The sequence below is a fragment of the Mesorhizobium sp. B2-3-15 genome (assembly GCF_006442875.1).
Taxonomy (GTDB): Bacteria; Pseudomonadota; Alphaproteobacteria; order Rhizobiales; family Rhizobiaceae; genus Mesorhizobium; species Mesorhizobium australicum.
In genome coordinates, this window is the sequence record NZ_VFVO01000009.1 from 36039 (window position 1) to 58463 (window position 22425).

The 22425-nt window shown below is 64.2% G+C and carries 17 protein-coding genes; 9 read left to right on the forward strand and 8 right to left on the reverse strand.

The window, feature by feature from the left end; all coding sequences use genetic code 11:
* Position 1 precedes the first annotated feature (1 nt).
* From FJ954_RS19055 to ppa, 4 genes are all read left to right on the forward strand, one after another.
* Positions 2-892 carry a YgcG family protein gene (locus FJ954_RS19055; protein ID WP_181172861.1) on the forward strand — a complete coding sequence of 297 codons (891 nt, stop codon included), beginning with the start codon at positions 2-4 and terminating at the stop codon, positions 890-892.
* A 9-nt stretch (positions 893-901) separates the two neighbouring features.
* Complete coding sequence (locus tag FJ954_RS19060) at positions 902-1540, forward strand: TPM domain-containing protein (protein ID WP_140662503.1); 639 nt, start codon at positions 902-904, stop codon at positions 1538-1540.
* 244 nt (positions 1541-1784) lie between these two features.
* Positions 1785-2291 (forward strand): GNAT family N-acetyltransferase, encoded by a 507-nt coding sequence (locus tag FJ954_RS19065; RefSeq protein WP_015315131.1) that lies wholly within the window; start codon positions 1785-1787, stop codon positions 2289-2291.
* A gap of 191 nt (positions 2292-2482) precedes the next feature.
* Complete coding sequence (gene ppa / locus FJ954_RS19070) at positions 2483-3016, forward strand: inorganic diphosphatase (RefSeq protein ID WP_140616548.1); 534 nt, start codon at positions 2483-2485, stop codon at positions 3014-3016.
* Positions 3017-3025: 9 nt separating this feature from the next.
* Here ppa and FJ954_RS19075 read toward each other — a convergent pair whose 3' ends face one another.
* A complete protein-coding gene (locus FJ954_RS19075; RefSeq protein ID WP_140662505.1) occupies positions 3026-3619 on the reverse strand; it encodes a hypothetical protein in 594 nt (197 codons plus the stop codon).
* A gap of 44 nt (positions 3620-3663) precedes the next feature.
* Positions 3664-4281 (reverse strand): TetR/AcrR family transcriptional regulator, encoded by a 618-nt coding sequence (locus FJ954_RS19080; RefSeq protein ID WP_140662507.1) that lies wholly within the window; start codon positions 4279-4281, stop codon positions 3664-3666.
* A gap of 74 nt (positions 4282-4355) precedes the next feature.
* Between FJ954_RS19080 and FJ954_RS19085 the strand changes: the two genes are divergently transcribed.
* Entirely contained in the window at positions 4356-5639 is a 1284-nt protein-coding gene (locus FJ954_RS19085; protein ID WP_181177869.1) for an MFS transporter, read from the forward strand.
* Positions 5640-5832: 193 nt separating this feature from the next.
* On the opposite strand, the gene FJ954_RS19090 is transcribed toward FJ954_RS19085, so the two are convergent.
* Positions 5833-6114, reverse strand: a complete 282-nt coding sequence (locus tag FJ954_RS19090; protein WP_140662511.1) for a hypothetical protein — start codon at positions 6112-6114, stop codon at positions 5833-5835.
* 198 nt (positions 6115-6312) lie between these two features.
* Here FJ954_RS19090 and typA point away from each other — a divergent pair, with 198 nt between their 5' ends.
* On the forward strand, positions 6313-8142 hold the full coding sequence (gene typA / locus FJ954_RS19095; RefSeq protein WP_015315136.1) for a translational GTPase TypA: 1830 nt from the start codon (positions 6313-6315) through the stop codon (positions 8140-8142).
* A gap of 57 nt (positions 8143-8199) precedes the next feature.
* On the opposite strand, the gene FJ954_RS19100 is transcribed toward typA, so the two are convergent.
* Positions 8200-8826 (reverse strand): DUF1062 domain-containing protein, encoded by a 627-nt coding sequence (locus FJ954_RS19100; protein WP_140662512.1) that lies wholly within the window; start codon positions 8824-8826, stop codon positions 8200-8202.
* 438 nt (positions 8827-9264) lie between these two features.
* On the opposite strand from FJ954_RS19100, the gene FJ954_RS19105 reads away from it, so the two are divergent.
* Positions 9265-9876, forward strand: coding sequence for a LysE family translocator (locus tag FJ954_RS19105; protein ID WP_140616554.1), 612 nt, complete (start codon positions 9265-9267; stop codon positions 9874-9876).
* A 2-nt stretch (positions 9877-9878) separates the two neighbouring features.
* On the opposite strand, the gene FJ954_RS19110 is transcribed toward FJ954_RS19105, so the two are convergent.
* Complete coding sequence (locus tag FJ954_RS19110) at positions 9879-11699, reverse strand: aromatic amino acid ammonia-lyase (protein WP_140662514.1); 1821 nt, start codon at positions 11697-11699, stop codon at positions 9879-9881.
* Between the two features lie 141 nt (positions 11700-11840).
* Entirely contained in the window at positions 11841-12404 is a 564-nt protein-coding gene (locus FJ954_RS19115; RefSeq protein ID WP_140662516.1) for a peroxidase-related enzyme, read from the reverse strand.
* A 138-nt stretch (positions 12405-12542) separates the two neighbouring features.
* Here FJ954_RS19115 and FJ954_RS19120 point away from each other — a divergent pair, with 138 nt between their 5' ends.
* Positions 12543-17330 (forward strand): NAD-glutamate dehydrogenase, encoded by a 4788-nt coding sequence (locus tag FJ954_RS19120; RefSeq protein ID WP_140662517.1) that lies wholly within the window; start codon positions 12543-12545, stop codon positions 17328-17330.
* Positions 17331-17415: 85 nt separating this feature from the next.
* Positions 17416-18789: an MFS transporter gene (locus FJ954_RS19125; RefSeq protein WP_140616558.1), complete on the forward strand. Its 1374-nt coding sequence runs from the start codon at positions 17416-17418 to the stop codon at positions 18787-18789.
* Positions 18790-18829: 40 nt separating this feature from the next.
* On the opposite strand, the gene purH is transcribed toward FJ954_RS19125, so the two are convergent.
* Together purH and FJ954_RS19135 are read right to left on the reverse strand one after the other, a co-directional pair.
* Complete coding sequence (gene purH, locus FJ954_RS19130) at positions 18830-20446, reverse strand: bifunctional phosphoribosylaminoimidazolecarboxamide formyltransferase/IMP cyclohydrolase (protein ID WP_140662519.1); 1617 nt, start codon at positions 20444-20446, stop codon at positions 18830-18832.
* A gap of 104 nt (positions 20447-20550) precedes the next feature.
* Positions 20551-22275 carry a heparinase II/III family protein gene (locus FJ954_RS19135; protein ID WP_140662521.1) on the reverse strand — a complete coding sequence of 575 codons (1725 nt, stop codon included), beginning with the start codon at positions 22273-22275 and terminating at the stop codon, positions 20551-20553.
* Positions 22276-22425 lie beyond the last annotated feature (150 nt).

Here is a 22425-nt window from a genome sequence, read left to right on the forward strand (position 1 = left end):
CATGGCCAGAGCTGCCGTCCCTTCAATGCCCGGCCAATGCGCTTCGCGGCTGCGCCTGGCCTTAATCATCCTGGCGTCTCTGCTGCTTGCCTCGATCGCCGCCGTGGCCGCCGACCTTCCGGCTCTCACCGGCCGCGTGGTCGACAATGCCGGCATCATCGATGCCGGCACACGTGCCGCGCTGACGCAGAAGCTGGCGGACTTCGAAACCAAGGGCTCCGACCAGATCGTCGTCGCCACCATTCCCAGCCTCGGCGGCGAGGAGATCGAACCCTACGCCAACCGGCTGTTCCGCTTCTGGAAGCTCGGCCAGGCCAAGGAGAACAACGGTGTCCTGCTTTTGGTCGCGCCGAACGACCGCAAGATGCGGATCGAGGTGGGCTATGGGCTGGAAGGCACGCTGACCGACCTGCACACCAAGCTGATCATCGAGAACGACATGGTGCCGGCCTTCCGCGCCGGCGATTTCTCCGGCGGCATCTCCAAGGCCGTCGACGACATGATCATGGTGCTGAACGGCAATCCGGAGGAGTTGGAGGCGCGCGGCCGGCGCAATCCCGCCGACAGCAGCACCCCCATGGATCCGGTCGTCGCGGTGTTCCTGATCCTGTGGGCGACGATGTTCTTCGGTGGCCTGGCAATGGCCTTCCTGCCGCCGATGTTCGGCACAAAGCTGTCGCCGGGCGTGTATCGATGGCTGGGTATGACGTTTCGTTATGGCCAGGGTGCGGGCGGATCATCCGGAACCAGCGGCTGGACGACAAGGTCGTCGGGCGGCGGCTGGTCCTCGGGTGGTTCCGGCAGTGGCTGGTCGTCGGGGTCAAGCAGTGGCGGCGGGTTTTCCGGTGGCGGCGGCTCGTCCGGCGGTGGCGGTTCTTCAGGAAGCTGGTGAGACAAGATCATGGCGACACGACCGATCAGCCCGCAGGATCATGAGCGCATCGCCGCTGCGATCCGCGCCGCCGAAGCGCAAACCGACGGCGAGATCTACTGCGTCGTGGCGCATGCCAGCGATGGCTACTTAGCTCCCGCAGCCTTGATGGCGACCCTCGGCATGCTGGTCGTCAGCCTCGCGGTCGCCTATGGGCTGGAGGCCTGGTGGCTCACCATCCGCCTGCCACATTTCGTCATCGCTCAGTTGCTGGCCATGGCCTGCGTGCTGGCCCTGTTGTGGACGCTGCCCGGCCTGCGCATCCATATGGTGCCGCGTCGGCTGCGCTATCAGGCCGCGCACGCCAATGCGGTCAAGCAGTTCCTCGCCCGCAACGTCCACCGCACCACGGCGCGCACCGGCGTGCTGATCTTCGTCTCGATCGCCGAGCGCTACGCCGAAGTGGTCGCCGATTCGGGCATCGCTGCCAAGGTCGGCCAGCATGTCTGGGACGGCGTGGTGCGCGATCTGACCGCGCATGCCGGCCACGATCGGCTTGCCGACGGTTTCGTCAAGGCGATCGAGGGGGTCGGGGCCGTGCTGGCCGAGCACTTTCCGGTTACTTCGGGCGATACCAACGAGCTCGACGACCATCTGGTCGAAATCTGAAAAGCCCTACCTGCAAACGCTACTCAGCCGGACGCCTGACGCGGCTTTCTGCGCTTCCGATGCCCACGGACCTAAAAGTCCGCTGGGTTTCGGTACTCGAAAGCCGCGCCATCCGCCTCGGCTGAGCGCGTTTTCAGGCAGGCTTTGGCCAATGTCGGCAGTGTCATGATCGTCTGTGCGAAAGCGGACCATCGGCCGCCGCGACTCTTGCAATCGGGCGATGCGGGTTTATGGTTAACAAATCATGAATACGCTGACGATCGACATTCGGAAGGCAGACCCGCGCGATGCCGGCGCCATCGCCGAAGTACACCTCGAGGCTTGGCGCGGCGCGTATAGCGGAATCATTCCGCACCGCACGCTGACATCTATGATCAACCGTCGCGGAAGCGACTGGTGGGCCAACGCCATCCGCCGCGCCGCCACCGTCCTAGTCGTCGAGATCGGCGGCACGATCGCCGGCTACGCGACGATCGGCAAGAACCGCGCCAAGGAACTCAAGCAGCAGGGCGAGATCTATGAATTGTACCTGCGCCCGGAATATCAGGGCATAGGGCTCGGCAGGCGGCTGTTTTCGGCGGCCAGGGCACGTCTCGCCGACCACGGGCTGAAAGGCATGGTGGTGTGGGCGCTGGAAGACAACCAGAACGCACTTGCCTTCTATGCCGGGGCCGGCGGCCGCGACATCGCCGAAGGGGTCGAGATTTTCGAGCAGAAGGCGCTGAAGAAGGTCGCCTTCGTCTGGGAGTGACCGCCTGGGGATGATCGTGGGAGACGCAGTCCCGGGCTCACCGCACATCACGACGCTGAAACATCTTGTGCCGATGATTGAACGGGTCGACCGCCATCGCGTCTCGCCGGACGCCTGTAAGCACCATTCGCCGCATTGCACCATTTTGCGCCGCCCGCTATCTCCTGCCAATCGAGAGAGGGACAAAAGACATGCGCATCGAAGCCATAGCCACCGGAAAGAATCCGCCTGAGGACGTCAATGTCATCATCGAGGTGCCGATCGGCGGCGAGCCGATCAAGTACGAGATGGACAAGGAGGCCGGCACGCTGTTCGTCGACCGCTTCCTGCACACCTCGATGCGCTACCCCGGCAATTACGGTTTCGTGCCGCACACGCTGTCGGGCGACGGCGACCCGATTGACGTGCTGATCTGCAACACGCGCGCCTTGGTGCCGGGCTGCGTGATCAACGTGCGGCCGATCGGCGTGCTGATCATGGAAGACAATGCCGGCCAGGACGAAAAGATCATCGCGGTACCGTCACCGAAGCTGACACTGCGCTACGAGAACGTCACCGAATACACGCAGCTGCCCGACATCACGCGCCAGCAGGTGCAGCACTTCTTCGAGCACTACAAGGATCTGGAACCCGGCAAATGGGTCAAGATCGAGGGCTGGCATGATTCCAAATACGCCAAGAAGATGATCATGGACGCGATCGACCGGGCGAAGGCGAGCAAGTAGCTCGAGCGGTCAGTTATCGACCCGGCCGAAAGCCGGCACATCGCCAATCACCACGCGCTTGTCCTTGCCGCAGGCGAAGCCTTTCGCCTTCTCGTCGGCGATCTTGCGCGCCTGGTCGTTGGCGGCGGGGTTACCGGTGGCCAACACCAGGCCGACGGTGCAGCCGTCACGGGCGTCCATCTGGGCGACCTTGGCGACGAGCAGCACCTCGGTCTTTTTGGTCTCGTCCTCGCCATTGCTGATCGAGCGGCGGTGGATGACCGCGAACGGCACGGCTTTGTCGCCATTGGTTTCGACGCGCCACTCGACCTTGGCTCCGGACGAATTCAAGGCGGAAAAACTTTCCCAGACGGACGTCATGTCGCCGCCGGGCGGAAAACCATAGAACAGCGATTCGCGGGCGTCGTCATATCCGACCAGCACTGGATAGCCGCGATAGCCGGAGCAGGCGAGGTCGGCCCAGTCGCCGTCGCCCTGCTCGGCCTGCGCATAGGTCACGCAGTCCTTCTTCCAGTCGAGGTCGGTGTAGGTGCTGGATATGTCGCCGGCCTGTGCCGCCTGGCAAAGGCCGGCGAAGGTGAGCGGGATCAACAGGCTGCGCATGGCGGAGATCTCAGTTGGAGGTCGTCCCAGCGTATCGCCAATCGCTATTTCTTCAAGCTGGCTTCGATCAGCAGGTCGGCGTTGCGGGCAACCGACTGCGCGGGTCCGCCGAGGCCGAACAGTTGGCCGCTGATATAGGCGCCTTCGACAAGCAGCAGCAACCCGTCGCCCAGCGTGTCGGGGTCTTGCGCGCCCATCGCAGCCGCCATGGCGCGCAGGCGGCGGCGCAATTCCTGCTTGTTGGCCTCGCTGACGACGCGAGCCGGATGGCTGTGGTCGGGATATTCGACCGCCGCATTGGTCATGCCGCAGCCGCGATAGTCCGCCACTTGCGTTCGCTTGCCGATACGGGTCAGGAAAGCCTTGACCTGAGCGCGCGGGTCGCCAGGATTGGCGGCGACGGCCTCGTCGAAACGCTCCCAATATTCAAGATCGTATTGCCTGAGGTAGGAAGCGGCCAGCTCGTCCTTGGAGGGAAAGCTGCGATAGAGGCTGGGCTTGGTGACACCGGCACGCTTGACGATTTCGTCGACGCCGATCGCCCGGATACCGCGCCGGTAGAACAGGTCATAGGCCACGTCGAGGATCTTCTTGGCGGCCTTGGGTGGCGCCGACGCATGACCGTCGCTGATGGTCAGTTCAATATTTTTGTCGCTTGGCATCATGGGACTCGATTGACAATGTTACCGATCGGTACGTATACATGCTCCTACCTTGCAACGTACCGGTCAGTAACATGATAGCTCAATCTCGTCCCTTTGGCCAGCGCTACGCTTTCGTCGTGGTGGGCGTCATCTTCCTCTGCCTGCTGATCGCGGCCGGCCTGCGCTCGGCGCCTTCCGTCATGATGCTGCCGCTCGAAAACAGCTTCGGCTGGCGGCGCGACGTCATTTCGCTGGCCGCGGGCGTCGGCATCCTGCTCTATGGGCTGACCGGTCCGTTCGCCGCCGCGCTCATGGAGCGCATCGGGCTGCGCCGCACGCTGCTGGCGTCGCTGGTGGTGATGTCGGCTTCGACCACGCTCAGCCTGCTGATGACCAAGCCATGGCATCTGTTCATCACCTGGGGCGTTTTTTCCGGCATCGGATCCGGCGCTGTCGCCAGCGTCCTTGGCGCCACCATCGTCAACCGCTGGTTCAAGACCAATCGCGGTCTTGTCATGGGGCTGATGTCGGCCTCCAGCGCCACCGGCATGCTGATTTTCCTGCCGCTCATCGCCTCGCTCGCCCAGTCAGGCGGCTGGCAGCCTGTCGTCATCGCTGTCGCGATCGCCACCGCGGCGTTGATCCCTCTGGTCTGGTTGCTGGTGCCGGAGCGCCCGGCCTCGATCGGAATGGTGCGTTATGGGGCCGAGGCGGATGATGTGCCGCCGACTTCGCCCGCATCACAAGGCAATTTCCTGGCGCATACGCTCAGCACGCTGCGCCGCGCCGCCGGCACGCGGGTTTTCTGGTACCTGTTCGCCACTTTCTTCGTCTGTGGCTTCACCACCAACGGGCTGGTCGGCACGCATTTGATCGCCTTCTGCGGCGACATGGGCATCGGCGAGGTGCAGGCCGCCGGCCTGTTGTCTATGATGGGCATTTTCGACCTGATCGGCACCACGCTGTCCGGCTGGCTCACCGACCGCTACGACCCGCGCAAGCTGCTCGGCGTCTACTATGCCATTCGTGGCCTGTCGCTGATCTATTTGCCCTATTCCGGCTTCTCGGCAACCAGCCTGATCATCTTCGCGGTGCTCTATGGTCTCGACTGGATCGCCACCGTGCCGCCGACTTTAAGGCTCGCCAACGAAGCCTTCGGCGACCGCAGCGGGCCGATCGTGTTCGGCTGGATCGTGGCCGGCCATCAGGTGGGTGCCGCCGCCGCCGCTGCCTTCGGCGGCACCATGCGCGAACTGCAGGGCAACTACGAACTGGCGTTCCTGATTGCCGGCATGACGGCGATCGCGGCGGCTTGTATTTCGCTCCTGATCAACACCAGCCGGCCGGCCTTCGATCCCGAACCGCAGGCGGCTTGAGGCGCGTCGATAATTCAGGTGAGGCCGGCCTGCAAACGGCGGATTCCTGCGCTTCTCAGTTCTACTGCGTCGCAGTAGAACTGAGCTCACGTACAAAATGTACGCTCCGCTCGGATTCTCGAAAACCACTATTTTCGGCCCGGCCTGACCTGAATCTCAACACACCTCAGCGTGTAAGAACGGGCGCGAACGATCAGTCGGGGTAGCAGACCATTGGAATGTTGGGCCAGACCGCCGCGTCGCAGTTGGCGCTCGCCTGTCTCTGCTTGAAGGCGGCACTGACCGGCCCGGTCACCACGGGGTCGACGCCGTCGGGCGCGTCGGCAAAGGCCTGCTGCGCGGAAGGCGCATCGGCCGGCAGGACAGGCCGCGTTTCCTTCAGCGTCGCGGCCGACTGCGCGGCGTTGGCCGCCAGCAGCATCGCAAAGGCGGCGGAAGCGATAAGCGGCCAAAATCGGTTGAGTCTATCGGTCATGACGTTCGAACTGTCCGGGCCCTGAAAAGGTTCCCGCCTTGGTTAACAAAATCATTTCACACGCAGATGCTTAAGATTTGATGAGTATTTGGTATCGCGCGTCCCCTTTCGCAACTGCGAAAAACCCTGTATGAGCCGCGCAACCGAAAGAGGCAGCGCCTTTGGCCTGCTGCCTGCAACGCTTCCGAGACCAGAATCATGAACCTCCGTAATATCGCGATCATCGCGCACGTCGACCATGGAAAGACCACCCTGGTCGACCAGCTTTTGAAACAGTCCGGCTCCTTCCGCGACAACCAGCGCGTCGCCGAGCGCGCCATGGATTCCAACGATCTCGAAAAGGAACGCGGCATCACCATCCTGGCCAAGGCGACCTCGGTCGACTGGAAGGACACGCGCATCAACATCGTCGACACGCCCGGCCACGCCGATTTCGGTGGTGAGGTCGAGCGCATCCTGTCGATGGTGGATTCCGCCATCGTGCTGGTCGACGCCGCCGAAGGCCCGATGCCGCAGACCAAGTTCGTCGTCGGCAAGGCGCTCAAGGTCGGCTTGAGACCGATCGTCGTCATCAACAAGATCGACCGGCCGGACGCGCGCCATGTCGAGGTGGTCAACGAGGTGTTCGACCTGTTCGCCGCGCTCGACGCCACCGACGAGCAGCTCGACTTCCCGATCCTTTATGGTTCGGGCCGCGACGGCTGGGTGTCGGAAAATCCGGAAGGCCCGAAGGACCAGCAGCTTGCGCCGCTGTTCGACCTCGTCATCAAGCATGTGCCGGCGCCGACCGTTCATCCCGGCCCGTTCCGGATGATCGGCACCATCCTGGAAGCAAACCCGTTCCTCGGCCGCATCATCACCGGCCGCATCGAGAGCGGCACGCTGAAGTCTAACCAGGCGGTCAAGGTGCTGCACAATGACGGCACCCAGATCGAGACCGGCCGCATTTCAAAGATTCTCGCTTTCCGCGGCCTCGAGCGTCAGCCGATCGAAGAAGCGCAGGCGGGTGACATCGTCGCCATCGCCGGCCTGTCCAAGGGCACCGTCGCCGACACGTTCTGCGACCTGGCGGTGACCGAGGCGCTGCATGCACAGCCTATCGATCCGCCGACCGTGACCATGTCCTTCCTCGTCAACGACAGCCCGTTGGCCGGCACCGAAGGCGACAAGGTGACCAGTCGCGTCATCCGTGACCGTCTGCTGCGCGAGGCCGAAGGCAATGTCGCGCTGAAAATCGAAGAATCGCCCGACAAGGATTCGTTCTTCGTTTCCGGCCGCGGCGAATTGCAGCTCGCCGTCCTGATCGAGACCATGCGCCGCGAAGGTTTCGAGATCGCCGTCTCGCGTCCGCGCGTCGTCATGCAGAAGGGCGAGAATGGCGAATTGCTGGAGCCGGTCGAGGAAGTCGTCATCGACGTCGACGAGGAGCATGCCGGTGTCGTCGTGCAGAAGATGTCGGAACGCAAGGCCGAAATGGTCGAGCTGCGTCCCTCGGGCGGCAACCGCCAGCGCATCGTCTTCCATGCGCCGACGCGCGGCCTGATCGGCTACCAGTCGGAACTGTTGACCGATACGCGCGGCACCGCCGTGATGAACCGGCTGTTCCATGCCTACGAGCCCTACAAGGGCGAGTTGCCTGGCCGCACCAACGGCGTGCTGATCTCCAACGAACAGGGCGAGTCGGTGGCTTACGCCATGTGGAACCTTGAAGATCGCGGTCCGATGGTCATCGATCCCGGCGTCAAGGTCTATCAGGGCATGATCATCGGTATCCACAGCCGGGACAACGATCTCGAAGTGAACGTGCTGAAGGGCAAGAAGCTGACCAACATCCGCGCCGCCGGCAAGGACGAGGCGGTCAAGCTCACCCCGCCGATCCGCATGACGCTGGAGCGCGCGCTGGCCTGGATCCAGGACGACGAACTGGTCGAGGTGACGCCGAAGACCATTCGCCTGCGCAAACTCTATCTCGACCCGAACGAGCGCAAGCGTTTCGAGAAGTCGTCGAAGGCGGTCGGCGCGGCGTAAAGTTTCCCTTTCCGAGAGTTTGAGAGGGCGGAGCACTTGTTCTCCGCCCTCTTTCGTTCATCCACCAGCGGCCGAGATGATGGTCCGCCGGTCGGGCTCGCTGGCGAGATCGATGCGGATTGTCGCTCCCTCTCGGACCGGTTTGCGCAGGGCCTTTGCTCCATCCGGCTCGATGGTCAGCAGCCTCCGCTCGTCCAGCGCCCGAAGGCGCGACCGCGAGATGCCGAGTTCGTTGGCAAGCAGCCGGTCGAGCCTCAACGATACCGGTATTTCCAGACCAAGCCGAAGATCCAGCACCGTCGCGCCTTGCTTAATCCTGCCGATCACCTGCTTGCGCACGACGGCGTCAGGGAACTCTTCGACGCGTCCCACCTGGTTGCGCAGGGCGACGATGTCGAAGGCATGGCTCCGGACCAGTGCCGGATCATTGCTTTCGAGCGCCGCCAGCAGTGCCGGCGCGATATCGCGCCGGTTGCAGCGCTCGAAAATGCCGAAATTCCAGGAATTGTCGCAGTCGACGCAGCGATAGATCAGCCACACGTCGATGCGCTTGCCGTTGGCGTTGACGCGGAATTTCTCGCTGCAGCGGTAGGCTTTCACGAAGCCACAGCGATTGCAGTTGATCAGGGGTCGTGGTGCGATTTCAGGCGCGATCGTCCAGTGGACGCGCAGGGCGCAAGACATGCCGGTAAGTCCTTCCCGTTGGGAAGTTCATCCGGTCGGCGCTATCGAGATGCCCATGCGGGCGCGGCGTGGCGGGTGGCTGCGGAGATTGTGACATCAGGTGTCGCTGGCGGTAAGCCGAGCGACAGCGGTTCAGCAGTGCCAAACCGGTCTCGAACCGCCGCCCAGAGGAACACATCAAAAAACAAACAGGCACCGCTGATGCAGCGCCATGCAGGTGTGTCGGGGGAGTTGACGAGACCGGTGGTTACTGGGGCAAAGTGAAGCTCGAAATTGTTTCGCGGCGGCCCTTCTAGCGGCGTGACGCTGGGGCTGCAAGGGGCTCCGCAAGTCACGCCGTAGGGGTCGGCGCCCATGGCCCATATTGTCTTGCCTTTGCCAGAGACGCAGCAGTCGGGTTATTGTGGTTGGTGAAGCCCTGACGCGGAGACCCTCGCCATGCACCTCGCCTCGCTGCTGATTTTCGCCGCCGCCTTGTTCGTGGCCGCCGGTTCGCCTGGCCCATCGATCGCGGCGCTTGTCGCGCGCGTTATCTCGAAGGGGTTTCGCGATGTGTTTCCGTTCCTGCTTGCCATGTGGATTGGCGAAGGCATCTGGCTGTCGCTGGCGGTGTTTGGGCTGGCCGTGGTGGCGCAGACCTTCCATTTCGCTTTCGTCGTTGTGAAATGGATCGGCGTTCTCTACCTGGCCTATCTCGCCTGGAAGATGTGGACGGCGCCTGTCGACGCCAAGGAGGGCGAGATGCCGCGTGAGGATTCGGCCGGCAAGCTTTTTTTCGCCGGCATGGCCGTCACGCTCGGCAATCCCAAGATCATGATGTTTTACCTGGCGCTGTTGCCGACCATCATCGACCTCGCTTCGGTCAGTCTCGTCGGCTGGGTCGAACTGACGGCGACCATGGCGGTGGTGCTGATCGCCATCGATCTCGCCTGGGTGCTCGCCGCCTCGCAGGCGCGCAAGCTCCTCAGGAGCAAGCGCGCCATGAAGATCGCCAACCGCGTCAGCGCCACGACGATGGCCGGTGCGGCGGCGGCCATCGCGGCGCGGTAAGGCTATCTGGGCAAGACGCCGGCCGCAGGCATGGCGGCCGCCTTCGGCGCCTGCGGTCCGCCGGAATAGAATTTCGAGGCCGGGTTCTCCTGCATGAAATCGTAGGCGACCATGCCGAGCGGCCGCTTTTGCCGTTCCGATGCCGCCTGGTGCCACGGGATCACCTGGCGCAGCGCCTCGAGCGCCGCGGTTGGCGCCTCGCCGAATTTCCGCTGAGGGTTCTGCGCCTTGCGGATTTCCATCCAATAGCTTGCCGTCAACAGGTCCTGCGCCAAGAGATGGAAGGATATGTCGACCGCCTCGCGGGCGCGTTGCGTCTTGATGCGGGTCTGCCCTTCCAGATCCTCGACGGTGGCGACGATCGCCTGGCCATTCGGCGTCACCGGCGTGCCGAGGTCGGCCAGTTCCTGCCAGAGATCGGTCGGCAGATAGCCATCGAAGGTCGGGATGTCCTTGCGCTCGTCGGGCTTCAGCACATCGATCGGCTTGATCACGGTAAAGAAGGGATTGCGGAAGCGCTCGATGCGCTGCGCCACCGCGACACCGAGATTGGTGAGAGAGATGGTGAAAGCCTCGACCTGATTGGCCATGGGATAGGGATCCCAGTTGGCGTTGGAGAAGATATAGCCGGACTTGCCGCCGCTCAGCGGCCCGCCCTTGATATAATATTTCATGAATTGCGGCGTGCTCAGCTCCGGCGAGCTCTGCGGCGTCAGGCCCGGCAGCACGGCCGGATTGTGATCCGACGAATTGATGGAGAGCAGCACGGATTGGCGCAGATCCGCCCAGGCCTGCCAGGCCGAGCCCTGGCGCTGGCTGGAGGCGCGCATGCTTTCCGGATCCTGTATGATGCGGGCCTGATCCTCGTCGAAGAGATAGCTGCCCTTGATCATGTCCATGACCCGCGCGGCATCCCATGTCAGCCATGGGTAAGGCCGCATGGATTGCACGGGTGCGGAAATCGGCGTCACGCTGGAATTCATGCCGTTCAGCCCCATGGCGTAGCTGAGGTCGGTCCACTCCAGCAGTTTTCGCGCGTCCTCCAGCAAAAGCACGGCCTGTGCCTGTGCGTAGGCATTGGTGCTGATCAGCGCGGCCTGGTCGGCGGCGAAAGGCTCGAGAGGCTTCAGACCGGCCTGCGAAAGGGCCTGTGTGGCCGGCATTCGGACGCCATCGAGATAGGCTTCGCCTTCCCCGACCATGGCCGCGCCGATATTGCCAAGCGTCGCGAGGTCGCCTTCGCCGAGCGTGCCGCGCGATTGCACGACCGGCGTCACCCGCTTGTTCAGCATGTCGACCAGCATATGCGTCAGCTGCGGGCTGGCAGCCTCGTAGGACATGGTGTTGGCGCGGATCGCCATGATGGCGCGTACCAGCGCTTCTTCCTGCAGCTCCGGCCCGTAGCCTCTGTTGACGCCGCCCTTGAAGCGGGCGAGCTGCTGATCCTTGAGCAGCTTACTGTTTTCCGGCGTCGTCGGATCGCCCGAGAAGATCACCGTCTCGCGCTGGTCGCCGGCGCCACGGTTGAACCAGTAGATGGTGACACCTTCGGCAGCACCTTCGAGCAGCAGGCCATAAGCGTCCGCCGAACGTTGCAGCGCCTCGGGACTGAGCTCGACCTTGGCGCCGTTGCGGGCGATGTCGATGACCTGTTCGACGGTCAGGTCATGGCCAGTCAGCGTTATCGTCTTGGCCGCGGCTGTCTCGAAAATGGGCTGGTAGGCTGTCACCGCCTCGAAGGCGTGGGCGGGTGGAGCGGCAAGCGCCAGCGTCATGGTCAGGGCGCGGAGAAAAATCCCGGGTTTGGCGATTGCATCAAGCATAGGGGGACTCCCATTCACGAAGCGTTGGCCTCGGGCATCAAGTTCACCCCTCGGAAATTTTGTTTCCCGGAAAACTAGCCGGCGGCATTCGCCTGTCAACGCTTGATGCGAAGCAGGACCGATGGTGGAACGCGCGTGGCCCTATCGCGCCATGGCGTGGTATTCGTCGTTCGGCCGCATGTCGATCGCGGCCGCGACACGGTTCGACATGTTGAAGAAGGCCGCGGTCGAGGCGATATCCCAGATGTCGCGATCGCTGAAGCCGGCCTGGCGCAGGGCCGCGCGATCGGCCTCGACGATCCTGGCCGGCTCCTCCGTCAGCTTGACGGCGAAGTCGAGCATTGCCGTTTGCTTCGGCGAAAGATCGGCGGCGCGGAAATTCATCACCATCATCTCACCAAGCAGGGGATCGCCCGAGAGCTGGCGCACCGCCGCGCCATGCGCGGTCAAGCAGTAGTAGCAGTGGTTGATGGAGGAGACGGCGACCGCGATCATCTCGCGTTCCAGCTTCGACAGGCCGGACTCGCCCAGCATCAAATCATTGTACATGTCGGTGAAGGCGCGCAGCTTCTTGTCGTCGAAGGCATAGGCCTTGAGCACGTTGGGGACGAGGCCGAGCTTTTCCTCGCATTTGGCGAAATAGGCTTTTGTCGGCTCGCTCAGCTCTCCGGCGGCCAGGTCTAGCGCGGTGATTTTGCCGGTCATCGTGTCATTTCTCCTCGTCATGCGAAGCCTTGCCGCCGAATTCCGAGAATTCTTGGCAAGCCGTCAAACCTTTGTCGCCAAACAGCGGTCATCTGCTACCATAGTCGCAAAAGCATGCGACGGGAGGGAAGAAGCGTCATGGCCAGCGTAAAATCCGCAGCTAAGTCGAAGAAGAAGGCACCTGCGGCAAAGGCCGATGACAGACCGGCCAGGCTCGCCGATTACCTGCTCGCCCGCGCGCCGGCGGAGGATATCGCCGCCTATGACGTGGCCGACCTCGAGCGTGCCGCCGATCTCGCCGGCCAGGCGGTCGCCGCCCACAAAAAGGGTGAGTGCGTCGTCGCCGTCGAAGCCGATTCGGGCGTGGTTCGCGAAGGCCGCCCGGTGACCGTCATCACGGTCGTCAACGACAACATGCCGTTCCTGTTCGATTCCATCCTCGGCGAGGTTACAGAAACCGCCGGCGAACCGACCCTGGTCACCCATCCGGTGATTACGGTCCGCCATGGCAAGACGGGTGTCGACGAAATCCTCGGCGATGGCAATTTCGCCAGGGATGACGGCAGCCACGACCGGCTGAGCGTGATCCATGTCCATATTCCCCGGCTGACGCCCGAACAAGCAAATGGCCTGGCCGAGCGGCTGCGCAAGATGCTCGGCCAGGTCCATGCCGCCGTCAACGACTGGCGGCCGATGCTGGCCCGGCTCGATCAGGCCATCTCCGAATTCCGCTATTCGGCGGTGCCGCTCGACAAGAAGAGCGTCGCCGAGGCGATCGCCTTCCTGGAGTGGCTGCGCGACGACAATTTCACTTTCCTTGGCATGCGTGAATTCAAGTACACCGGCGGCGAGGAAAGCGGCAATCTGGAGCGGGCCGAAAAACCCGGCCTCGGCATCCTGACCGACCCGGACGTGCTGGTGCTGAGACGCGGCACCGAGGCGGTGACGACGACGCCGGAAATCCGCGCTTTCCTGCACGGACCGGAGCCGCTGATCGTCACCAAGGCCAATGCCAAGTCGCTGGTGCACCGGCGCATCTATCTCGATTACATCGGCGTCAAGACCTACAGCGCCAAAGGTGCGTTGGCGGGCGAACTGCGCATCGTCGGCCTGTTCACCTCGACCGCATACACGCGCTCGGTGATGAAGATCCCGTATCTCAGGTCTAAGGCCGAAACCATCATCGCCAAGTCGGGGTTCGACCGCCACGACCACTCCGGCAAGGCGCTGATCAACGTGCTGGAAAGCTATCCGCGCGACGAACTGTTCCAGGTGCCGGTACCGATCCTGCGCAAGCATGCCGCTGCCATTCTCGGCCTGGTCGAGCGGCCACGCGTGCGGGCGCTGGTGCGCGCCGACCAGTTCGACCGTTTCGTCTCGATCCTCGTCTTCGTGCCGCGCGACCGCTACGACAGCGTCGTGCGCGAGAAGATCGGCACCTATCTGAAAACCGCGTTCGAGGGCCGGCTGTCGGCCTATTACCCGGCTTTCCCGGAAGGCGGGCTGGCGCGCGTGCACTTCATCATCGGCCGCTCCGGCGGCAAGACGCCGAAGGTCGAGCAGGCGACGATAGAGGCGGCGATCCGCGACATCGTGCGCACCTGGGAAGATGCGCTTGCCGATGCGGCCGAAGCCAGCGGCAGCGACCCGGCGTTGAAAGCCATCGCCGCGCGGCTGCCAGAGAGCTACCGGGATACGTTCAGCGCTGGCGTGGCGCTGGCCGATGCCGGACGAATCGCCAAGATCAGCGCAGGCAATCCGATCGCCATCGATTATTACCGCCATGCCGAGCAGAAGCCGCACCAGGCGGCGCTGAAGATCTATCACCATGGCAGCCCGGTGGCACTGTCGCGGCGCGTTCCGGTGCTGGAGAACATCGGCTTCCGCGTCATCAGCGAGCGGACTTTCGAAGTCGGCGACGACCAGTCGGGCCTGGTCTTCATCCACGATATGGAACTGGAGAACAGCTACGGCAAGCCGATCGACCTCGCCGACGGCGGCGCGCTGTTCGAGGACGCTTTCCTGTCGGTGTGGCGGGGCGACGTCGACAATGACGGCTATAACGGCCTCGCCCAGACCGCCGGCCTGTGGTCGGGCGAGATCACCATCCTGCGTGCCTATGGCCGTTACCTGCAGCAGGTCGGCATCCCGCAGAGCCAGGATTTCATCGCCGCCGCACTCAACCGCTATCCCGAGATCGCGCGCGGCCTGCACGCGCTGTTCATCGCCCGGCTCGGCCCGACGGCCGAAACCGAAGGCGTGGTGGCGGCAAAGCACCTCAAGGCCAAGATCAAGGATGCGCTGGAGGATGTGCCTAACATTGACGACGACACCATCATCCGCCGTTACCTCAATTTGATCGAAGCCTCGCTGCGCACCAATCATTTCGTTGCCGATACGAAAGAGAAAGGCCAGTCGCTGGCGATCAAGCTCGAGTCGCAGGCGGTCGAGGGATTGCCGGCGCCGCGGCCATGGCGTGAAATTTTCGTCTACGGCTCGGAGGTCGAAGGCCTGCACCTGCGCTTCGGCCCGGTTGCGCGTGGCGGCTTGCGCTGGTCCGACCGCGCCCAGGACTATCGCACCGAGGTGCTCGGCCTGGTCAAGGCGCAACAGGTCAAGAACGCCGTCATCGTGCCGGTCGGCGCCAAGGGCGGCTTCTATCCCAAGAAACTGCCGATGAGCGCCGGACGCGACGCGATCTTCGAGGCCGGCACATCGGCTTACAAGAACTTCGTTTCCAGCCTGCTCTCGATCACGGACAATATCGGCCTGGACGGCGTCATTCCACCGGCAGGTGTCGTGCGCCGCGACCAGGACGATCCTTATTTCGTCGTCGCTGCCGACAAGGGCACGGCAACCTTCTCCGACACCGCCAACGCCATCTCCGAAAAGCACGGCTTCTGGCTCGACGATGCCTTCGCCAGCGGTGGTTCGGCCGGCTACGACCACAAGAAGATGGGCATCACCGCCAAGGGCGCCTGGGAAGCGGTCAAGCGGCATTTCCGCGAGATGAACCGCGACATCCAGACCTCGCCCTTCTCTGTCGTGGGCGTCGGCGACATGTCGGGCGACGTGTTCGGCAATGGCATGCTGTTGTCGCCGAAAACGCGGCTGATCGCCGCTTTCGACCATCGCGACATCTTCATCGATCCCGATCCCGACATGGCGGCCTCGATGGCAGAGCGCGAGCGCATGTTCGCGCTGCCGCGTTCGAGCTGGCAGGACTATGACAAGACCAAGCTGTCGGATGGCGGCGTCATCGTTTCGCGCAGCCAGAAATCGATCACCTTGCCGGCTGCCGCGGCGGCGGCGATCGGACTTGCCAAGACGACCGCCACGCCGGTCGAGATCATGACCGCCATCCTCAAGGCGCCGGTCGACCTCTTGTGGTTCGGCGGCATCGGCACGTATCTCAGGGCATCGACCGAGACCAATGCCGAGGTCGGCGACCGTGCCAACGATGCCATCCGCATCACGGCGCTCGACGTGCGCGCCAAGGTGATCGGCGAGGGCGCCAACCTGGGTGTGACGCAGCGGGCGCGCATCGAGTTCGGCATGAATGGCGGCCGCTGCAACTCCGACGCGATCGACAATTCGGGCGGCGTCAACTGCTCCGACGTCGAGGTCAACATCAAGATCGCGCTGGCGTCGGCAATGCGCAAGGGATCGCTGACGCGGCCGGCGCGCAACAAGCTGCTGGCCGAGATGACCGACGAGGTCGGCGGGCTGGTGCTGTCCAACAACTACCAGCAGACGCTGGCGCTTTCGATCGCCCGCAAGCGCGGCCTCGCCGACATCGCGCATCAGAGCCGCTTCATGACGGCGCTGGAGGCACGCGGCCTGCTCGATCGTGTCGTGGAAACACTGCCGTCGCCGGCAGCCCTTGCCGAGCGCGAGGCGCGCGGCGAGCCGTTGACCCGGGCCGAACTCGGCGTGCTGCTCGCCTATGCCAAGATCGTGCTGTTTTCCGACATCGTCGCCAGCGACGTGCCTGACGATGCGCATTTCGACCGCGACCTGATGGGTTATTTCCCGGACCGGATGGCGAAGAAATACGCTTCCGAGATCCATGGCCACCGGCTGCGCCGCGAGATCATCGCGCGCGTCGTCGCCAACGATCTGGTCAATCGCGGTGGGCCGTCCTTCGTCAACCGGCTTCAGGAGGCGACGGGGCGCACCGCGGCAGATGTAGTGCGCACCTTCGCCGTGGTGCGCGATGGCTTTGCGCTGCCCGCGCTCTATCGCGAGATCGACGCGCTCGACAACCTGGTCGACGGCCAGGTGCAACTCGATCTCTATCAGATGGTGAGCCGGCTTATCTACATGAGCAGCGGCTGGTACCTGAAGAACGATGCCGGCACGGCACCGCTCGGCCAGCGCATCGCCGAACTGCAGGATGCGCGCAAGGCGCTGGAGCCCAAGCTCGTTTCGCTGCTGCCGGCTTTTTCGCGCGAGCGGATCGAGGAGAAGCGGCACGCGCTGTTCAAGGCGGGCGCACCGGAAAAGCTGGCCGAGCAGCTGGCGATGAGCGAGGCGGCGGAGCTCATCCCCGACGTCGCGCTGACGGCCCGCACCGCCGGTGCCGATATCGTCGCGGCGGCCAAGGCGTTCTTCGCCGTCAGCGATGCCTTCCGCATCCCGCGCGTCGAGGATGCGGCGCGCTCGATCACGCCATCGGACTATTATGACCAGCTCGCTCTGTCCCGCGCCACCGACACGATCGGCGCGGCGCGGCGCGGTATCGCTATCGCCGCGCTTACCGGCCATGCCGAGGCGGCCGATCCGATGGCGGCCTGGCTCGAAGCTGGTGGCGAGCGGGTGGCGCGCATCCGCGAACGGCTGCAGGCGTTGACGGAGGGCGGCGACATCACCGTGTCGCGGCTGTCGGTTGCGTCGGGGCTGATGAGCGATCTGACGGGCATGTGAGCCAGCGGTTGTCCGTTTGCATGATCATTCGAAACATGCAGACATGGCGCCCGAAATGGGCGGAGCGGACGCCGGGGGAATCACTATGGCGGTAGAGACAGTGCAGCGGGCATCCGGGCGCGGCATCTGGGGGTGGATGTTCTTCGACTGGGCGGCGCAGCCGTTCTTCACGGTCGTCACCACCTTCATCTTCGGCCCCTATTTCGTTTCGCGCATGGCGGGTGATCCAACCACTGGCCAGGCCGTCTGGGGTTATGGCATCGCCGCGGCCGGGCTGGTCATCGCGGTGCTATCGCCGATCCTCGGATCGATCGCCGACCAGACCGGGCCGCGCAAGCCGTGGATCGCGTTTTTCGCGGCGATCAAGATCACCAGTCTCACCTTGCTCTGGTTCGCCGCGCCGGGTTCCAACCTGTTCCTGGTCGTGGCGCTGTTCTCGCTGGCGTCGGTGGCGGCGGAGTTCTCCACTGTCTTCAACGATTCCATGATGCCGCGGCTGGTGCCAAAGAGCGAGATCGGCCGCATCTCCAACATGGCCTGGGGCCTCGGTTATCTCGGCGGCATGATCGCACTGATCTTCGTCGTCACCTGCCTGGCCGGCTCGCCGGAGACCGGCAAGACGATCATCGGCATCACCCCGCTGTTCGGGCTCGATCCGCAACTGGGCGAGGATGCTCGCGCCACCGGGCCGCTGTCGGCGGGCTGGTATTTCCTGTTCATCCTGCCGATGTTTTTCTTTACGCCCGACGCCATCAAGGGCATCCCGATCGGGCCGGCGGTGCGCGAAGGCCTGTCGGAGCTGAAATCGACACTGGCCGAGGTGCGCAAGCGCGGCGGCATCTTCCGCTTTCTCGTCGCCCGCATGATCTACCAGGATGGCGTCAATGCCTTGCTGGCGCTGGGCGGCACCTTCGCGGCGGGCATGTTCCACTGGTCGATCACCGAGATCGGGATGTTCGGCATCATCCTCAATATCGTCGCCATCTTCGGCTGCTGGGTCGCCGCCCGCCTGGACACCGCGCTGGGCTCCAAGGCGGTGGTGATGATTTCGCTGGTCATGCTGTCCATCGCCACTATCGGCGTGGTCTCGACCGGCCCTGGGTTCACGCTGCTCGGCCTGATCCAGCTTTCGACCGCCGATTCAGGCGGCCTGTTCGGTACGGCGGCCGAAAAGGCCTACATCATGTACGGCCTGCTGATCGGCCTGGCCTTCGGGCCGGTGCAGGCCTCGTCGCGCTCCTACATGGCGCGCAGCGTGACCGCAGCCGAATCCGGTCGCTATTTCGGCATCTATGCGCTGGCCGGTCGGGCGACCAGTTTCCTGGCGCCGTTCATGGTGGCGACGATTACCGCAACCAGCGGCTCGGCCCGGCTTGGCATGGCGGCGATTATTTTGTTCCTGGCCATTGGCATGGCGATCCTGGTTCGCACACCGTATCCGGCGGATCGGCCGGAGTAGATGCTTCGATAATTCACCCCACTGGCCGCCGAGCGGCAGGTTAGTGCCTGAAATGCCTAATGCCTGTGAACACCATGGCAATGCCATGTTCGTCGGCGGCGGCGATGACATCGTCGTCGCGCATCGAACCGCCCGGCTGGATCACGGCGGTGGCACCGGCTTCGATGGCCGACAGCAGGCCGTCGGCGAAGGGGAAGAAGGCATCCGACGCGACCACCGAGCCCTTGGTCAACGGCTCGGCCATGCCTGCCGCCTCCGCCGCGTCGATCGCCTTTCGCGCGGCGATGCGCGAGGAATCGACCCGGCTCATCTGGCCGGCGCCGATGCCGACCGTGGCGCCGTCCTTGGCGTAGACGATGGCGTTCGACTTGACGTGCTTGGCGACGCGGAAGGCGAATTTGAGATCGGCCATTTCACTAGGCGTCGGCGCGCGCTTCGTCACCACCTTCAGTTCGAGGTCGTCGACCACGGCATTGTCGCGGCCTTGGACCAGCAGGCCGCCTGAAACCGACTTGACCGTCGTGCCGGCCGTGCGCGGGTCCGGCAGGCCGCTGGTGACCAGCAGGCGCAAATTCTTCTTGGCAGCTATGATTGCAGCAGCCTCGTCGGTCGCGTCGGGCGCGATGATCACCTCGGTGAAGGTTTTCACGATTTCCTCGGCCGCCTCGGCGTCAAGGGTGCGGTTCAAGGCGACGATGCCGCCGAAGGCCGAGACCGGGTCGCAGGCGAGCGCCTTGGCGTAGGCCGCTTTCAGCGATGTGCCTTCGGCTACGCCGCACGGATTGGCGTGCTTGGTGATGGCGACGGCGGCCGAGCGATTGGGATCGAATTCGCCGGCCAGTTCGAAGGCGGCGTCGGTGTCGTTGATGTTGTTGTAGGATAGCTGCTTGCCCTGCAACTGCCGCGCCGTGGCGACGCCCGGCCGTTTGTCGCCATTGACGTAGAAGCCGGCGCCCTGGTGCGGGTTCTCGCCGTAGCGCATCACCTCGGCCAGCCTGCCGCCGAAAGCGCGCCAGGTTGGATGCTCGATCTCCAGCGCCTCGGCGAACCAGCCCGAGATCGCCGCATCGTAGGTAGCGGTGCGGGCGAAGGCCTTCGCCGCCAGCTTCTTGCGGAAATCCAACGACAGAGAGCCGATGTTCATCTCCAGCGCGTTGAGCACCGCGGCGTAGTCGCCGGGGTCGGTGACGATGGCGACATAGGCGTGGTTCTTGGCCGAGGCGCGGATCATCGCCGGGCCGCCAATGTCGATGTTCTCGACGATCGCCGCGTAGTCGGCGCCGGAGCGGCGGACTTCCTCGAACGGGTAAAGATTGGAGACGACGAGATCGATCGGCTCGATGCCGTATTTGCGCATCGCCAATGCGTGCTCGGGGTCGTCGCGCACGCCAAGCAGCGCGCCATGCACGGACGGGTGCAGCGTCTTGACACGGCCATCCATGATCTCTGGGAAGCCGGTGAGCTCGGAGACGTCGCGCACCGCCATGCCGGCCTGGGCGATCGCTTTTGCCGTGCCGCCGGTGGAGACCAGCTCGACGCCGGCCGCGGCCAGTGCCCTGGCAAAGTCGATCAAGCCCGTCTTGTCGAAGACGGAGAGCAGCGCACGGCGGACCGGAACGAGGTCCGGGGCGGGAATGTTCTTGGCAGGAACGGCCATGGCTGGCGGCCTTTCATGTCTGGAGGAGCGTGCCCGCGCCGTAGCACATGAGGCTCGGAAATCAAGCGTTGGCTTTTTCGCGGCATGCCATTGCCGCCGCAAGCTCAATTGTTTTCGGGATAACCGGCGATCTTTGTGCGGGTCAGCTGCCAGTGGACATCGGCAATTTCGGACGCCTTGAAGGCGAGCACGATCTGGCGGCTGCGGCGCGGACCGCCAAGACCGGCGAAATAGATCGATTCCTCAACTTCGGGCACCACTTCGCTGGAGGTGAACACCCAGGTATCGGCCTGATCGCCGGTCAGGACCAGCCGCTCCTGCTCGTCCTGCAGCAGATTGATGTCGGGGTGGATGTGAAAGCGCACGGTGATGAAATCGCGGCCATTGTTGCGGATCGCTGTGCTGCCCGGCCGCTGGAACCGGTCCCGGCCCACCAGCACATTGCCGTCCGAGGAGAGTTTCAGCTCGCGCTCATGCAGGAAGCCGAAACGCTGGAGATAGCCGTCATGACGGGCGATGAAGCCGTGGACGCCCTTCTGGTCGATGCGCTTGCACTGCACTTGCTGCGGGCCGCCGATCAACGGTGAACCCAACTGGTCGTTTACCCGCAGCGCGTGGGTGAAACGCGCCGAAGACGTGTCGTTGATGGTGGCCGTCGAATGCGCGGCGGTGGCGCGGGCCAGCGGCCGGAACTCGGCGGCGCCGTAGGTGTCGATGCCGGCATTGACGATGTAGTGCTGGCGGCCCGACGACAGTTCAAAGGCAAGGCAGCCGGCATGCGCTGCATTGGACACGTCGACCGGTGGCGGCAGGCCGGTATCGGCGATGACGGTGGTGCCGCCCATCGCCAGCCGCTCATAGCCCGAATGCGGCGCATGCAGCAGCGGTGCGCCGGCGGTGTCGTCATGGCGCAGGATGGTGGCGATGCGGTCATGGATGGTGGCGCCCATGCCGTTGAATCGGGCGAGGCTGCCGTCCTGGTGGCGGAAGAAACGCAGTGCCGGCAGCATGCGGTCGATGGCGCCGATCAGCGCCTGCGGCGGCGCTTCGGCCTGGTTGGCATAGGTCTGGCGCAGCGGCAGGAGGTCGGCGAGGATTTCCAGCACCGCCATTGGATTGCGCGAGATGTGACCGCCGTCGGCAAGGATCTGGCGATTGAGTTCCCCCGCGAGGTTGCGGGTGGCGCCGCGCAGCGCCGAAGCCGGCGCCGGCAGGGACAGCGCCGCGAAGGCCAGCGCGATGCGGGCGCGCAGCCGGTCCTTGCCGTCGGGCATTTCGCGCGCCATCGACCTGAGATAGCGGATCTGCATGGCCAGCGATTTCAGGAAAGCGCGGTAGAAGGGGAACTCAGCACCCTGCAGCACGATGGAGGAGTGCTGCAGCCAGGCAATGATGCGTTTGGCGGTCGTGCCTGGCTCCCAGGCAACGCCCGAAATATGATTGCCATGCATGGCGATCCAGTCCGAAACCAGGGCACGGGCGTTGGCGGCGGCAAGCTCGGTGCCGGCGGCGCGCATATGGCGCAGCCAGCGGAAGCCATGCAGCGTTTTCTGCCAACCGTGATTGGGGACATTGATCTGGAAAGGGGATTTGCCGCCGGTCTCGACCAGGTGGCCGGACAGGGGATAACGGCCGTAGTAGATCTCGAGCGCGATCTGCGGATCGGCGAGGCGCAGGTCCGGCGGTGCGATCAGGACACGTTCGGGCGTGCGGCCCGAATAGCGCCAGCGATAGATCGGCCCGGCGCGCAGGCGCCGGCGCGTCTTGCGCCAGAACTCCTTCGCGACCAGCGTCCACAGACGCGTCGTGTTGCCGGCAGCAAGTGCCAAAACCCCTCCTGGTCGTCCTCTATCCCAAGCACAAGCTTATATGATTCAAGAACTTATGCGAAGGCGGATTTCGCCTCGGTAAGGCGCGCAACGGGGCCGTGGCCGGGTCGCCCCTAAAAAAGTCACGTCTTTTCCGGGCCATACAGCCGG